This window comes from Citricoccus zhacaiensis (genome assembly GCF_014645315.1).
Taxonomy (GTDB): domain Bacteria; phylum Actinomycetota; class Actinomycetes; order Actinomycetales; family Micrococcaceae; genus Citricoccus; species Citricoccus zhacaiensis.
On the sequence record NZ_BMLQ01000003.1, the window covers coordinates 217,885 to 232,743 of the forward strand.

The window sequence follows — 14,859 nt, forward strand, 5'->3', positions numbered from 1 at the left end:
CTCAGCGTCGTCACGAGAAGGGGGTGCCGACCGGCGTGGTCGGCACCCCCATTCTGGCTTTCTGCTCTTGACTCCTGCAGTGGAGCGGCGGCGCTACTCCGTGGCAGCCGTGTCGACGTGGTTGAGCACGGTGGCGACCTCGGCGCGGTGGATCGGCTGATGCGGACGGAACGTGCCGTCCTCGTAGCCGTTGACGACGTCCCGGGAGGCGGCCCAGGCGATGGCCTCGGCATGCGCGCTGTCCGCGTCCACGTCCGGGAAGTCCAGCTCCTCGGGAGCGGTGGCCTCCGCTCCGGAGGCCCGGTAGAGGAAGGACACGAACTCGCCGCGGGTCACGTCCTCGGTGGTGCGGAAGGTGCCGTCGGTGTATCCGGTGGCGATGCCCTCGGCCGTGGCCCAGCTGATCTCGTCGTAGAACGAGGACTGGTCCGTCACGTCCGAGAAGTCCTCATCCGCACCGGCGGTGCCGTCCAGGTAGCGGTACAGGAAAGCCACCGACTCGCCACGGGAGATGTCGTCGAACTTGCGGTAGCTGCCGTCGGCGTAGCCGGTGGAGATGCCCTCCAACTGCAGCCAGCGCACCGGGGCGTAGAACTGCGAGCCCGGCGCATTGTCCGTGAAGTCCGCCGGCTGTTCGGGGGTGGCCGTTTCATCAGTGCCATCTCGGTCCACGGTGAACGTGGTGACGTCGTCATACACGCGGCGCTCGGTCCCGATCAGGTTGTACTCGCTGTCCAGCTGCGGGAAGACGTAGACGGGGGACAGGGTGACCTCGGTGCTCTCGCCGACGTGCTTGAGGTCGATCTGCAGGTGGCCGTAGTGCAGTCCGCCGTCCTCGAGCTGCAGCACGCCGTCACGTTCCGTCCACGTCTCCGGGGCGTCCGCGGCGGCCATCCACTCGGAGGAGGTGTTGAAGCGGATCGGCTCGTAGTCGCCCTCCTCGTTCTGGGCCAGTTGTTCGCCGCGTAGGCCGTCCGCTGCCACGCCCACGTCGAAGGAGTGGAACCCCTTCCCATCGCCGTCGGAGTCCACCCAGGAGCGTTCGAACATCTCGTCATGCCCCGAGATCACGGCGGAGACACCGTACTCCTCGAACATCGGGGTGTAGGCGCGCATGGCCACGCCGGACTGGTTGTCGGCATGCTCATGGTTCGGCGGCGTCCCGTGGACGCCGTTGGAGTAGGCGGCGTGGTGGAACTGCACGAGGACGACCTGGTCCTTCTCCTGCGCGTCCTTCAATTGCTCCTGGGCCCACGCCCACTGGGCCGTGCCCTCGTTGAAGTTGGGCAGGTCCACGTCCGCGTCGGTGGTGCCGGGGAAGACGTCTTTGAATGCCTTCGTGTAGCTCTCGGCCGTGAACTCGCCCTGGGTGTCGGTGGAGAGGTTCTCCTCGGTCAGGTTCGAGTCATCGCCGGAGAAGACCTCTCCGGACAGCTCTCCGGTGCCGGTGTCCTCGTCGGGGATGCCGTTGGTCGAATCCAGGGTCAGGATGGTGACCGGACCGTGGTCGGTGCGGTAGTAGGACCCGCGGTACTGCTGGTTGTCCTGGTCCGTGCCGTCGCCGGTCCGTACGAAGTAGGAGTGGTACTTGTTCCTCGAGATCACGGCCGGGGACTGGTCCTCGGCCGTGCCGTAGCCGCCGTTGATGGCGGCGAACGTCTCCCAGTTGCCCAGGGCGGTGAGCACCGGGACCCGGGAGGCGAGATCGCCGTTCTCCCCGGCGAAGTAGCCGAAGAACTCGTCCCAGGCGGGCTGGTAGCCAGACCCCTGGGCCAGGTCGCCGGCGATCATCATCAGGTCCGGGTCGGCGGCCTCGATGTGCTTGAGGTTCTCCTTCAGGGCGGTGTCCTGGTCCAGCGGGTAGTTGAGGGTGAAGGAGCCGTAACGGGTGGCATGCCCGAACTTCTCGGCCCAGGCGGAGCCCTCGCCGGGGCGTTCCAGCAAGTCCTCGGTGTAACCGTTGACCGGAGACTGCTCCCACTCGCGGTGTTCGGTGCGGCCGTAGGGCTCGGTCTCCGTGTCCGAGAACGCCACGATGCGCAGTTCGTCCCAGTCGGATCCGGGCCCGGCGGTGAAGGTCGACTCGTGGGTCTCTGCGCCCTGGGTGACGGTGTACTGAATCTCGGCACCGGGGCTCAATCCGGGGATGGTCACCCGGTGCTTGTAGTTCTCGGCGCCCTTCAACCAGGACCCCTTCTCGAGACCCTCGATCTCCTGGGACAGCTCGGCATCGGTGTATCCCAGCAGCGGCTGGTGTTCGGGAGTGGAAACCAGGGTCACCGGGCCGGCCCCCTCACCGGGGTAGTCGACCACCACGGTGCCAGGCTCATCGGTCTCCGAGAACCAGACCAGGTCGACGGACTCGGCGGACGGCTCCATCAGGTAGGGCAGGACGCGGAATCCGTCCCCGGCCGGTGCCGGGGCCGAGAGGGCGGAGGGGGTGGTCGAGGCGGCCGTGGCGAGGATGCCAGTCGGTGCCGTCCCGACGGCGGCGGCCGGGGTGGCGGCGACGGTGCCGATGAGGACGGCGGCGGCCAGGAGGCCGAGGCCGGCCCGGCGCACCGGTTGGGAGGGGGAGACGGTGAGACGGTGGTGCATGGGATCCTTCGGGTGGGGACCACGGCGGCGGCATGGGAGTTCCCGGCGGCTGCCCCGCGGTGCGAGTGGACGAGCGTGGGCTCAGTGTTGCCACCGCAAGCGACGCATTCATGGCCAGGAGGTGGCCGGCGGGCGTCCGGGTGACGACCGGACGGGCTGCTCTCGCCAGCAGCTCCGACGACCCACCTAAGGTGAGTGGGTGACCACTCCATCTCCCTCCGCTCGAGGGCCCTCGGGCCTGTTGGGATTGCTGTGGATCGCGATCTGGGGCTTCTCCGGCTTCTTCCTCAGTTACTCGACCATGGTGCCCATCGCCCTGGACCGAGGACTGTCCTCCGTCACCGGCGGGACCCTGTTGACGGTCATGATGGTCAGCGTCATCGCGGTCCAGCCCTTTGCCCCCGCCCTCCGGCAGCGCTGGGGCCCGCGGCGGGCGATCGGCGGGGCGCTGCTGCTGATGGCGGCCGGGCACGGATCCGCCTTGGTCATCAGCCATCCCATGGCGTCCCTGATCGTGACCGGGCTGGCCGTCGGTGGCGGTTTCGGGATCCTCGTGGTCTTGGCGACGGCGGCCGTCCCGGCGGTCTCCCGTCCCGGCCGGGCTGGCCGGGCCCTCGGGCAGTTCGGGGCCACCACGTCAGCGGCCGCCGCCGTCGGAGCACCGCTGGGGCTGTGGTTCAGCGGCGTGGTCCCGCTGGAGACGTTTCGGCTCGTCGTCACAGCCCTGGTCCTGCTGGCCTTGTTGACGTTGCCCCGGGTTCCAGGTCATGTCAGTCCACGTCCCGACCGGATGCCGCCGGCGGCCGCCGTTGACGGTGCCGTGGTGGAGCTGCCCGGTTCCGCGCCCCCTGCGGAACCGGCCGCCGCGCACTCGGGGGCGGCCCGCGCGTCGGGCCGGGTCTGGTCCGGACTGCTCCCGGTACTGTTGCCGTTCCTGGTCGGCATGGCGGCCTACGGACTGGTCATCGCCTTCGGCCCGGGCGGGGCAACGGCGAATCCCGCCCTGTTCATCGCCACCATGCAGGGCTCCTCGGTGGTGGGCCGATGGCTGGCCGGTTCCCTCACGGACCGGAGAAACCCCGCGGCGGTGTACTCAGCCGGGATCGCCATGACGATGGCCGGACTGGCGGCCACCACCCTCGCCCCGCCGGGCTGGCTGCTGGCCGGGGGCCTGGCCGTGATGGGGCTGGGGATCGGGACCGTGCAATCGGCGAGTCTCGTCATGGCCTTCGCCCGGGCCAGCAGCCACGGTGCGGCCAGTGTCGGATGGAACATGAGCTTCGACATCGGCCTGGGCCTGGCCGGGGTGTTCGGCGGGCTCGGGTTCACCTACCTCGGGCCGGGTGCCACCTTCGCCGGGGTGGCGGGGCTGCTACTGCTCGCCTCGATCCCGCTCTGGCTGCACGGCAACCACAGCCGTCATGGCAGTTCCAACCGCCGCCAGGACGGCTAGCCGGAGACCCCGAGCGAGACGCCCAGGATCACGGCGAGGACCGTGAACCCGGCGCCCATCCAGATCAGGAGTGGCGCGGCGACGGAACCGTGGTCCCGGACGGCGAAGTTCTCGCGTGGATCGGCGGGGTTGTAGTGGACCTCGAGGGCCGAACCCAGCGGGAAGATCTCGGGGATCCGGGTCCGGGAGCCGCGGCTGTTCTCCCGGATCTTCAAGGTCTTGGCGAGCGGATCGCTGGTGACCTCGGACCCCCTGATGAAGCTGCCGCTGATGCGGACCACGGCCCGGTACTTCAGCTTGGCCTGGAAGACCTCGCTGCCGAGCACGAAGTCCACCACCGGGTGGACGCGTCCCTCGCCCAGGAAGTCGTACCCGCTGACGGTGCCCGTGGTGCGGGCGGTGATCCGCCGGAGCCGGGCTGTGCGCCGCCGGCCGAGGACGAGGCCGATCACCAGCTGGATCACTCCGAAAGCCGCCAAGGGTGCTGCCACCACAAGACCTATCCCCACGTCACACGCCTCTTCTCTGTTCTGATGCCGGCGTCCACCGCCGGCCCCCGTTACCCTAGCCGTCACCGAAGGCGTCGAACTGCGCCAGGGGCGGGCCGTCTGTGGAAGACTGGTCGGCACGTCACGCACCCAGCGCGGGAGAGTGCCGCAACCCCACCACCGGAGGTCCCCTGGATCGAACGGACAACGGGGGAGTGGCCGCCGAAGGAGCAATTTCTCCCCGAGAATCTCTCAGGCACCGGTACCGCGCAGGGCATGGCGACTCTGGAAAGCTCCGGGGGCCGAAGCGCCCTCGGACACCGACGGTGCAAGGACGTATCCTCCAGATACGGGCGGAATCTCTCAGGTTGATGACAGAGCGGGGAGGTACCGTTCCGTGCCCACAGCGCCCTGGAGGACCACCATGCAGACCACCACCGCAACCGCCGCCGACGTCCCCGTGTCACGCCACGAACCGCGGGACACCGCCTCAGCACCCTTCACCAGCCGCCACATCGGCCCGCGGCCCTCAGACGCCGAGCAGATGCTGGCCGAGCTGGGCTTCGACTCCCTGGCCGACCTCGTGGACGCGGCCGTCCCCGCTGACATCCGCCAGCAGACCCCGCTGAACCTGCCGCCGGCCCTCACCGAGGCAGCCGTGCTGGAGGACCTGCGCGCCATCGCGAACCGCAACATCGTCAAGACCCAGATGATCGGCCGCGGCTTCTTCGACACCGTCACCCCACCCGTGGTGCTGCGCAAGGTGCTCGAGAACCCGGCCTGGTACACCGCCTACACGCCGTATCAGCCGGAGATCTCCCAGGGCCGCCTCGAGGCCCTGCTGAACTTCCAGACCATGGTCTCCGACCTCACCGGCCTCGAGATCGCCAACGCCTCGATGCTGGACGAGTCCTCGGCCGCCGCCGAGGCCGTCCTGCTGATGCACCGTGCCAACAAGAAGTCCGCCAGGACGGCATCCGGCGGCATCACCCTGCTGGACGCCGACCTCTACCCGCAGACCCGGGCCGTGATCGAGGGCCGTGCCCGGGCGCTCGGCCTGGACGTCCGCACCGCCGACCTCGCCACCGGCCTGCCCGCCGAGCTCGGTGCTGACCTGGACGAGAAGGGCCTGTGCGGCATCGTCCTCCAGCAGCCCGGCGACTCCGGCCGGGTCCATGACCACTCCGCCGTGATCTCCCAGGCCAAGGAGCGCGGCGCCATGGTCGCGATCGCCGCCGACCTGCTTTCCCTGGCCCTGATCACGCCTCCGGGAGAGCAGGGCGCGGACATCGCCGTCGGCAACACCCAGCGCTTCGGCGTCCCGCTGTTCTTCGGCGGCCCCCACGCCGCCTACATGGCCGTCCCCAAGGGCCTCGAGCGCCAGCTGCCCGGCCGCCTGGTCGGGGTCTCCCAGGATGCCGCGGGCCGGCCCGCGTACCGGCTGGCCCTGCAGACCCGCGAGCAGCACATCCGCCGTGAGAAGGCCACCTCCAACATCTGCACCGCGCAGGCCCTGCTGGCCATCGTGGCCTCCATGTTCGCGGTCTACCACGGCCCCGAGGGCGTCACCGCGATCGCCCAGCACGCCCACCGACAGGCCACCCGACTGGCCGCCGCCCTGGAGACCGAGGGCTTCCGCCTCACCCAGGATGCCTTCTTCGACACCATCCAGGTCTCCGTGCCCGGCCTGGCCCGCACCGTGGTCACCGCCGCCGAGGCAGCCGGGGTCAACCTGCGCCTCGTGGACGCCGGCACGGTCGGGATCTCCTGTGATGAGACCACCACGGACGAGGACCTCGTGGCGGTGCTCTCCGCCTTCGGCGCACCGCGCGAGTCCCTCCCGGCCCGCCAGGACAGCAACGCCAGCAGCACCAGCACCGCCAGCACCAGCACCAACAGCGCCGCCCACGACGCCGGCGCCCCGGCTTCCGCCCGCATCCCCGCCGCCCAGCGGCGCACCAGCCAGTTCATGACCCACCCGGTGTTCAACACCTACAAGTCCGAGACCCAGATGCTGCGCTACCTCAAGCGCCTCTCGGGCTATGACCTGGCCCTGGACCGGACCATGATCCCGCTGGGCTCGTGCACCATGAAGCTCAACGCCACCGCCGAGATGGAGTCCATCTCCTGGCCGGAGTTCTGCTCCATCCACCCCTTCGCCCCGGACCACCAGACCGAGGGTTGGCGCTTCCTGCTGGGAGACCTGGAGGAGAAACTGGCGGAGATCACCGGCTACGCGGCGGTGTCCATCCAGCCCAACGCCGGGTCCCAGGGTGAGTACGCGGGCCTGCTGGCCATCCGCCGTTACCACCTGGACAACGGTGAGGGCGAGCGGGACATCTGCCTCATCCCGGCCTCCGCCCACGGCACCAATGCGGCCTCGGCGGTGCTCGCGGGGCTCAAGGTGGTGGTGGTCGCCACGGCCCCGGACGGCACCATCGACTCGGCCGACCTGGAGGCCAAGATCGAGGCCAACTCCGGGCGGATCGCGGCCATCATGATCACCTACCCCTCCACGCACGGCGTCTACGACGCCGATGTCCGCGAGGTCTGCCGCAAGGTCCACGAGGCCGGTGGACAGGTCTACATCGACGGCGCGAACCTCAACGCGCTCGTCGGTCTCGCCCAGCCGGGGCAGTTCGGCGGGGACGTCTCCCACCTGAACCTGCACAAGACCTTCTGCATCCCGCACGGCGGTGGCGGGCCCGGGGTGGGGCCGGTGGCCGTGGCCGAGCACCTCAAGCCGTACCTGCCCAGCGCCGAGCACCCGATCACCGCCGCACCGTACGGCTCGGCCGGCGTCATGCCGATCTCCTGGGCCTACCTCTACCTGATGGGCGGCGAGGGCCTCACCGAGGCCACCCGGTACGCCCTGCTCAACGCCAACTACGTCGCCAAGAAGCTCGGGGACGCCTTCCCGATCCTCTACACCGGCGAGACCGGGCTGGTGGCACACGAGTGCATCCTGGACCTGCGGGAGCTCACGGCGAAGTCCGGGGTCACGGCCGAGGACGTCTGCAAGCGCCTGATCGACTACGGCTTCCACGCCCCCACGCTGGCGTTCCCGGTGACCGGCACCCTCATGGTGGAGCCGACCGAGTCCGAGGACCTGGCCGAGATCGACCGGTTCATCGATGCCATGCTGGCCATCCACGCCGAGATGGAGGCCACCACCCCTCAGACGCTGGCCGGCTCCGTGCTGCGCAACGCCCCGCACCCGGCCGAGGTGCTCACCGCGGACGAATGGGACCGCAGCTACCCACGCTCACAGGCCGCCTACCCGGTGGACTCGCTGCGCCGGGACAAGTACTTCCCACCCGTGGGCCGCATCGACGGCGCCTGGGGAGACCGCAACCTGTTCTGCTCCTGCCCGCCGATCGAGTCCTTCGAGGCGTCCGATCCCGCGGACTCCGCAACTTCGGCCACCGCCGTCGAGGACAACATCGAGTCCTCCTCCTCCGTCTCCCACTGACAGGACCCACCATGAGCGAGAGCACGAGCAACAGCACCACGCCGCTGCACGGCGTCCACGTGGAGGCCGGCGCCTCCTTCACCGACTTCGGCGGCTGGCAGATGCCCCTGAAGTACGGCTCGGAGCTGGCCGAGCACCAGGCCGTCCGCACCTCCGCCGGCCTGTTCGACCTGTCCCACATGGGTGAGGTCCGAATCACCGGCCCGCAGTCGGCCGAGGCGCTGGACTACGCCCTGACGGCCCGGGTGTCCGCGGTGGCCCCGGGCCGCGCCAAGTACTCGCTGATCTGCACCGAGTCCGGGACCATCCTGGACGACCTGATCGTCTACCGGCTGGACGACGGCGGTGACGGCGCGGTCGAACAGGAGGCGCGTGAGTTCCTCGTGGTGCCCAATGCCGGCAACGCCGCGGCCGTGGCGGCCGCGCTGACGGAGCGCTCCGCCCGCTTTGATGCCACGGTCCGCAACGAGTCCTCACAGACGGCACTGGTCGCCGTGCAGGGCCCGGAGGCCGCCCGGATCCTCGCCGCCGTCCTTCCCGAGGCAGAAGCCGCCGAGCTGGACGGGATGGGGTACTACTCCGCCCGTCCGGCCACCATCCGGGCCGGTGGGGAGACCGGTGACGTGACCGTCCTGGCCGCCCGCACCGGGTATACCGGGGAGGACGGCTTCGAGCTGATCATCGGCCCCGTGGCGGACCGTGGGGTGTTGTCCACCGCGGCCACCGCGGTCTGGCACACGCTCCTCGGAGCCGCGGAGGGCCTCGGCGTCGACCTGCTCCCGTGCGGGCTGGCCAGCCGCGATTCCCTGCGCCTGGAGGCCGGCATGCCGCTCTACGGCAACGAGCTCGACCTCGGCCATCTGCCCAGCGAGTCGGGGGCCGGCAACGCGGTACCGCTCAAGAGCAAGGAAAGCGACTTCATCGGCCGAGACGCCCTGCTGGCCGCCCGCGAGGCCGGCACCGGCATCACCACCGGTCAGACGATCGTCGCGTTGAAGGGCACCGGCCGGCGGGCGGCGCGGACCGGGTACCCCGTGCTGGACGGCGGCGGCCACCGGATCGGCGAGGTCACCTCCGGGGTCCCCAGCCCCACGCTGGGTCACCCGATCGCCCTGGCCCGCATCGACGTGGCGTTCAAGGACATCGGCACCGAGCTCTCCGTGGACCTGCGCGGCAAGGCCGAGCCGTTCACCGTGGTGGAACCGCCGTTCTACCGCCGCGCCCAGTAGTGCGGCCGCGGCCGCTGCGTCAGCCGACGGGCCGGCGTCGTCCAGCCTCTGGATTCCGGGAGGGGAGGGCCCACTTGGTAGACTTCCCTGAGCTTGCGGGCCCTCAGCGCCACTGTGGTTCTCCTCATTTGCCCGAGCTTCAGTGCCACCGCGATCACCCCACTGCAGGAAGACCATGACAGAACAGCGAACAGCCCGGCGGGTCCCCGTACTGGGCATCATCGCGTTCGTCCTGCTCGCGGCGCTGCTGCTGACCCTGGCCGTGTTGAGCGCCATCAAGGGTGTGCGCACCGCCGCATCCAACGGCAACGTGGTGCGCGTGGAGGACGGCCGGACCTTCGTGGTGAACATGGATGGAACCGAGGAGACCGTGACGTTGGCCGGCGTGCTGGTTCCCCGACCTGTGGGCGAAGGGCAGGAGCCCACGGCGGAGAACTGCCTCGCGGACGAGGCCATGGCGAACCTGGCGGCCCTTCTCGAGCCGGGAGACTCTGTCCAGTTGGAGTATCCGGAGGAGTCGGACGGCCCCGAGGGCACCCGGCTGGCCCTGGTCCACCACGGGGGCGAGGTCGTCAACCTCCAGCAGGCCGAGGCCGGGTTCGCCGTGCCGCTGCCCGAGCAGCCGAGGGAAGGGTTCGGCAGCGAATTGCGGGAGGCCCAGGAGACGGCGCGCAGCGAGGAGTCCGGACTGTACTCCTCGGCCGCGCCGTGCACCCTGGCCGGCCGGATCGGCCCCGCGCTGACTGCCTTGGAGGACCTGCCGGAGGACCGTCCCGCGACCTCTGCCGAGGCCGAGACCCAGATCGAGACGATCTCGGCCGCCGTCGAGCAGGGCGTGGCCGCGGAGAAGGCCTTCGCCACCATCGATCCCGAGGAGACCTCCCTGGCCTCGCTCGCCTGGGCCGCGGACGTGCCCCGGCTGCAGGAGAAGCTGACGGGCGCCCTGTCCGCCGCGCAGGCCGAACTGAAAGCACTGGACGGCACACGCAACGTGCTGGAGACCCGTGAGCGGGAGGAACTCGAACGCCAGGCCGAGGAGAAACGGCAGGCTGAGGCGAAGCGCCAGCGCGAGGCGGCTGAACGTCAGGCGGAGGCGCAGCGCGAGAAGGCCCAGCGTGAGGAGGCTGAGCGCGAGGAGGCCCAACGTCAAGCCAAGGAAGAACAGCGCCAGGCCGAGGAGTCGGCATCCGCTTCTGCGTCTGCCTCTGCTTCCCCGTCTCCGTCGTCGTCACCGTCGCCGACTTCCAGTTCGGCCTCTCCGTCCTCCACGGACACCGACGCCGGCGGAGACGACTAGGGTCTGCGCGGCGACCCTATGACCATCACGCCCCCACCCGCGGACGGGCCGGAGCCGACGTCGGCCGCTGGGCAGGCGCCCCGCGCCCACGGTTTTCCCTCTCCCGCGCGGGACTATCTGGACGGCGGGATCGACCTGAACCGGGAGCTCGTCCGGGACCGAACCTCGACGTTCCTGATGCGGGTGTCCGGGCAGGCCATGGTGGGTTCCGGCATCGGAGACGGGGACGAGCTGGTCGTGGACCGGGCGGCCACGCCGCAGGACGGCTCGGTGGTGGTGGCCGTGGTCAACGGAGAACTCCTGGTGCGGCGGCTGGTCCTCGGGACCGCAGGGGGCCGGCGTACCGTGACCCTGCAGACCGACGACGGGGCGGCGCCCCTCACGGTGGAGGATGTGGATGCCCTGGAGATCTGGGGCGTGGCCACCTACTGCCTGCACCGCCTGTGAGCGTACGGTGAGGCCCACGGTTGAAACAGGAAGGGCGATGTGGTGACTGATCACCTGGCTTTGGTGGACGTCAACAACTTCTACGTCTCCTGCGAACGGGCCTTCGATCCCGGGTTGGAGAACCGGCCGGTGGTGGTGCTGTCCAACAACGACGGCTGCGTGGTGGCGCGGTCTCCGGAGGCGAAGGCCCTGGGACTCAAGACCGGGATGCCGTGGTTCCAGCTCGCCCCGCAGGCCGCCTCCTGGGGACTCGTGGCGCGTTCCTCCAACTACGAGCTCTACGGGGACATGTCCGCCCGTGTGATGGAGCTGCTGGGCCGTTGGGGCACCAGGCAGCAGGTGTACTCGATCGACGAGTGCTTCATCGGGTTGACCGGCACCCCGCAGCAGGCTCTGCAGGCCGGGCGAGAGGCCCGGGCGGCGGTGGCCCGGCACCTCGGGCTCCCGGTGTGCGTGGGGATCGCCGCGACCAAGACTCTGGCAAAGTTCGCCAACCACGTGGCCAAGAACAACCCGGACGACGCCAGAATCGGAGGAGTCTTCTCCATGGACGCGGCCCGGACCACCTTTGTCGACCGGTTGATGGAGCGGCTCCCGGCCACCGAGGTTTGGGGTGTGGGCCGCAAATCAGGGGAGAAGCTGGAACGCCTGGGGATCCGGAGCATCGCTGACCTGCGTTCCGCCGACCCCGCGTGGATCCGGTCCCGGTTCTCCGTGGTGCTGGAACGGACTGTCCTGGAACTGGGCGGGGTGCCGTGCGTTCCGGACGTGGACGAGCAGGCGGGCCCGGCCCAGGTCATCTTCTCGCGCTCCTTCTCCAGGCCGGTGACGACCGGCGCGGACATGGACGATGTCATGAACCTCTACGCCCAGCGCGCCGCAGCCCGCTTGGCAGTGCAGGGTCAGCAGGCCAGGACCGTGCTGGTCACGGCCGGGACCTCCCGGTTCTCCGGGCCCGATGGATCGGTCTCCAGGTCAGTGGCCCTTCCGCGTGCCACTGCCGACCCGATTGCCATCACCCGGGCCGCTGTGGCGGCGATGCGGTCCGTGCTGCGCGAGGGAGTGCCCTACACCCGCGCCGGCGTCATGCTGTCGGGTTTGGGACCGGCGGGAACGGGGCAGGAGATGCTGACCGGGTTCGAGGACATCGAGGGGCCAGACGGATCCGACGGCGGCCCCGACCGGCATCTGGAGGACGTCCTGGAGCGTGTCCGCGGGCGGTTCGGCGGAACCTCGATCGGCCTCGGGCCTGGAGGTCTGGCCGAGCAGGGGACGTGGACCATGCGCCGTGAGTTCGCCTCGCCGCAGTACACCACGAGGTTCTCGGAGCTGCCCGTGGTCCGGGCCTGAGGCGGAGTCAGCCCAGGGAGAGGGTGACGAGCCCCAGCTGGGCGGCGCGGATGATCACCTGGACGCGGTCCCGGACCTCGAGCTTGTCCATGATCCTGGACAGGTTGGCCTTCACCGTGGATTCGGAGATATGCAACTCCTCGGCGATCTCCGGATTGGAGCGGCCCCGGGCCAGCAGTCGCAGCACATCGAGTTCGCGAGGCGTCAGGTCTGATCCGTCCGGGTCTCCGGGAGCCGCCGTGGCCGTCCCGACGCCGGGGCGGTCGTCCTCGATGGAGGAGAGCAGCTTGCGGGTTACAGCGGGGGAGAGGACGGACTCCCCGCGGTGCACGCTCCAGATGGCGCTGATGATCGTCTCCGGGTCGGCGTCCTTGAGCAGGTAACCGGCCGCGCCCGCCTTCAACGCCGGCACCAGGTAGGGCTCCGACGTGAACGTGGTGATCGCCAGGACGCTGGTGTCCGGGAATTCCGCGGTAATGCGCTCCGTGGCCTCGACGCCGCCCATGACGGGCATCTGCATGTCCATGAGGACCACATTCGGCCGAGCGGCGCGAACGGATTCCAGTGCCTCCTCGCCGTTGGCGGCGATGCCCACGCACCTCATGTCGGCGGTGTTCTCAACCAGCAACTTGAGTGCTCCGCTCATCAACGGTTGGTCGTCGACGATCAACACGGACAGGGGAGAGGAAGAGGAATCCGGCATGGGTTCAGCGTAGTCGTGAAAACGGCAGAAGGGCTTGACCTGTTCAAACCGGCGTTGACCCCTGTTGCGGTGCCACGCCGTGCTCCAACCTAGGAATACGCTGTAAAAGTCCTCTTAATGTGGAGAACGCCTCATCGGACGGTGATAATGAAGTCATGAAACGCACCCTCATGGCCTCAGCGGCCGCTGTGCTCGTCTCCTCCGCCCTCCTCGTTTCCCCGGCTGCGGCCGCGGAAGCCCCGACCCCGTCATCAGCGTTGTCCCCCACGCTCCAGACCCAGCCCCTCTCCAAGGGTTCCTCCGGTGGCATGTCCACCATGGGCGCCGGGGCAGGTTCTCAGACCTTTTGGTGCGTGACGTTCGGATTCTTCTGCTAACGAGAAATTCATGACCCCAGATATGCCGGTCGGATCCACTGCGGAGCCGACCGGCTTTTGGCATTCTCGGCCTCTCAGTCGAATCCTGCTCGTGTTGGTGTCCGTTTTCATCACGATTTCCCTCGTTTCGGATGTCGTGACAGCGCTGGGTGGTGAGGCCCGTCTCTCTCCTGGCATCACGCTCGTCAATATCCTGACAAGCCTGTCCTTCTATGTCTTGTGGATGAGGACGACGTACGCTTTCGTCGGGCTCATCCCAGCTTTGTTGGCAAGCCACCTGGTGGGAGAGAGCGGCTCTGTCGCTTTTCTGATGCTGGTTTTACCGCTCATGCTTGCGGTGGTGGCGGCTACGACGACGAACTTGTTCGGCTACATGGCGCTCACAGTCGCCGTAGTCTGGGTCTTGTTCATTCCCTTGACCTCTCCGTCCATCCGGGACATTATCTGGATCGCCCTTCCATTGATCCTGGCAGCCTGGGGAATCGGCTTCTTCATCGGTTGGTCCCTCGACCGTCGTGCGCAGGATCGACGGCGGTTGGCTGAAGCGACCCGCCGTGCAGCGATGGCCGCTCAGGAAGAGCGTCGTTCCCTGGCCCGGGACCTCCATGACATCGTGGCCCACAATCTGACCATCATCTCGATGCAGGCACGCGCCGCCACCTACGCCGGCACGGACGAGGCGGCCAGGACGGCGGTGGACGTCATCGGCAACTCGGCCGGTGAAGCTCTGATCGACCTGCGGCGGATGTTGTCCCTGCTGCAGGCTGAGGGCCTGGTGGCAGGGGACCAGGAATCAGCGCAGCGGGACCTCGGTGAAGGGGCCTCCGCGCTGGACCTCGAGTATGGCGCCGTGAAGTTCGGACGGATGTTGGAGGGCCTGGGGATCTACACGACCGTTGACACCGGCGAGCTGGAGCAGGATATCCCCCAGAGTGTCGAGACCGCCCTGTACCGCGTCCTCCAGGAGGCCGTCACCAACGTGGCCAAGCATTCCGGGGAGGGCGGCGAATGCCACATCGCCGTGCACGTCCGCGAGGGACAACTGGAGCTCGCCGTGGACAACACTTTGCCCCTGAGTGGATCGTCCACGCGTGCCGGGTGGAATTCCTCCGGCAGCGGTCTGATCGGGATGCGGGACCGGGTGGACGCCTTCGGGGGGGACCATGTCCTCGGCGCGAGATGGTCAGTGGTGGAAGGTTCGCGCTGAGGTCCCACTGCGCGGAGCCAATGCCTAGTCAGGCCATCGATGTGATTTAGGTCACATATATGGTCCTAAGACTAGCCAAAGGTCCAATGGCAGCCCAGTCACAACACGGGTTAACCTGAAAGAGCCCCATGAGACGGTGCACACGGATCGGACGGTGGAATAAGCCCGGGGGGATACGGGCCCACCAATCCAATATCCGCTGAGAGGCGGTGGCTTAGCCACCGCCTCTCAGGTGTTT

Annotated in this window: 11 protein-coding genes and 1 riboswitch; of the genes, 8 read left to right on the plus strand and 3 right to left on the minus strand. The window is 68.9% G+C overall.

What is annotated here, in order from left to right:
- Positions 1–93 precede the first annotated feature (93 nt).
- Positions 94–2,598: an S-layer homology domain-containing protein gene (locus IEX49_RS06590; protein ID WP_188805377.1), complete on the minus strand. Its 2,505-nt coding sequence runs from the start codon at positions 2,596–2,598 to the stop codon at positions 94–96.
- A gap of 199 nt (positions 2,599–2,797) precedes the next feature.
- Between IEX49_RS06590 and IEX49_RS06595 the strand changes: the two genes are divergently transcribed.
- Positions 2,798–4,051, plus strand: coding sequence for an MFS transporter (locus IEX49_RS06595; RefSeq protein ID WP_188805378.1), 1,254 nt, complete (start codon positions 2,798–2,800; stop codon positions 4,049–4,051).
- On the opposite strand, the gene IEX49_RS06600 is transcribed toward IEX49_RS06595, so the two are convergent.
- Positions 4,048–4,542 (minus strand): DUF3592 domain-containing protein, encoded by a 495-nt coding sequence (locus IEX49_RS06600; RefSeq protein WP_188805379.1) that lies wholly within the window; start codon positions 4,540–4,542, stop codon positions 4,048–4,050. The two genes, IEX49_RS06595 and IEX49_RS06600, sit on opposite strands and share 4 nt — an antisense overlap.
- 143 nt (positions 4,543–4,685) lie before the next feature.
- Positions 4,686–4,817, plus strand: a riboswitch (glycine riboswitch).
- A 146-nt stretch (positions 4,818–4,963) separates the two neighbouring features.
- Here IEX49_RS06600 and gcvP point away from each other — a divergent pair.
- The 5 genes from gcvP to IEX49_RS06625 all read left to right on the plus strand — a co-directional run bounded on the left by gcvP (position 4,964) and on the right by IEX49_RS06625 (position 12,334).
- The gene (gcvP, locus tag IEX49_RS06605) at positions 4,964–8,011 is read left to right on the plus strand and encodes an aminomethyl-transferring glycine dehydrogenase (RefSeq protein WP_188805380.1); all 3,048 of its coding nucleotides are present in this window, start codon (positions 4,964–4,966) and stop codon (positions 8,009–8,011) included.
- Positions 8,012–8,022: 11 nt separating this feature from the next.
- Positions 8,023–9,240 carry a glycine cleavage system aminomethyltransferase GcvT gene (gene gcvT, locus IEX49_RS06610; protein WP_188805381.1) on the plus strand — a complete coding sequence of 406 codons (1,218 nt, stop codon included), beginning with the start codon at positions 8,023–8,025 and terminating at the stop codon, positions 9,238–9,240.
- A 175-nt stretch (positions 9,241–9,415) separates the two neighbouring features.
- On the plus strand, positions 9,416–10,537 hold the full coding sequence (locus tag IEX49_RS06615; protein ID WP_188805382.1) for a thermonuclease family protein: 1,122 nt from the start codon (positions 9,416–9,418) through the stop codon (positions 10,535–10,537).
- Between the two features lie 18 nt (positions 10,538–10,555).
- Positions 10,556–10,984, plus strand: a complete 429-nt coding sequence (locus tag IEX49_RS06620) for a LexA family protein (protein WP_188805383.1) — start codon at positions 10,556–10,558, stop codon at positions 10,982–10,984.
- Positions 10,985–11,026: 42 nt separating this feature from the next.
- A complete protein-coding gene (locus IEX49_RS06625) occupies positions 11,027–12,334 on the plus strand; it encodes a Y-family DNA polymerase (RefSeq protein WP_188805384.1) in 1,308 nt (435 codons plus the stop codon).
- A gap of 7 nt (positions 12,335–12,341) precedes the next feature.
- Here the strand turns inward: IEX49_RS06625 and IEX49_RS06630 are convergent, their stop codons facing one another.
- Complete coding sequence (locus IEX49_RS06630) at positions 12,342–13,037, minus strand: response regulator (protein ID WP_188805385.1); 696 nt, start codon at positions 13,035–13,037, stop codon at positions 12,342–12,344.
- 155 nt (positions 13,038–13,192) lie between these two features.
- On the opposite strand from IEX49_RS06630, the gene IEX49_RS06635 reads away from it, so the two are divergent.
- Both IEX49_RS06635 and IEX49_RS06640 read left to right on the plus strand, forming a co-directional pair.
- Positions 13,193–13,414 carry a hypothetical protein gene (locus tag IEX49_RS06635; protein ID WP_188805386.1) on the plus strand — a complete coding sequence of 74 codons (222 nt, stop codon included), beginning with the start codon at positions 13,193–13,195 and terminating at the stop codon, positions 13,412–13,414.
- A gap of 10 nt (positions 13,415–13,424) precedes the next feature.
- The gene (locus tag IEX49_RS06640; protein ID WP_188805387.1) at positions 13,425–14,621 is read left to right on the plus strand and encodes a sensor histidine kinase; all 1,197 of its coding nucleotides are present in this window, start codon (positions 13,425–13,427) and stop codon (positions 14,619–14,621) included.
- Positions 14,622–14,859: the final 238 nt, after the last annotated feature.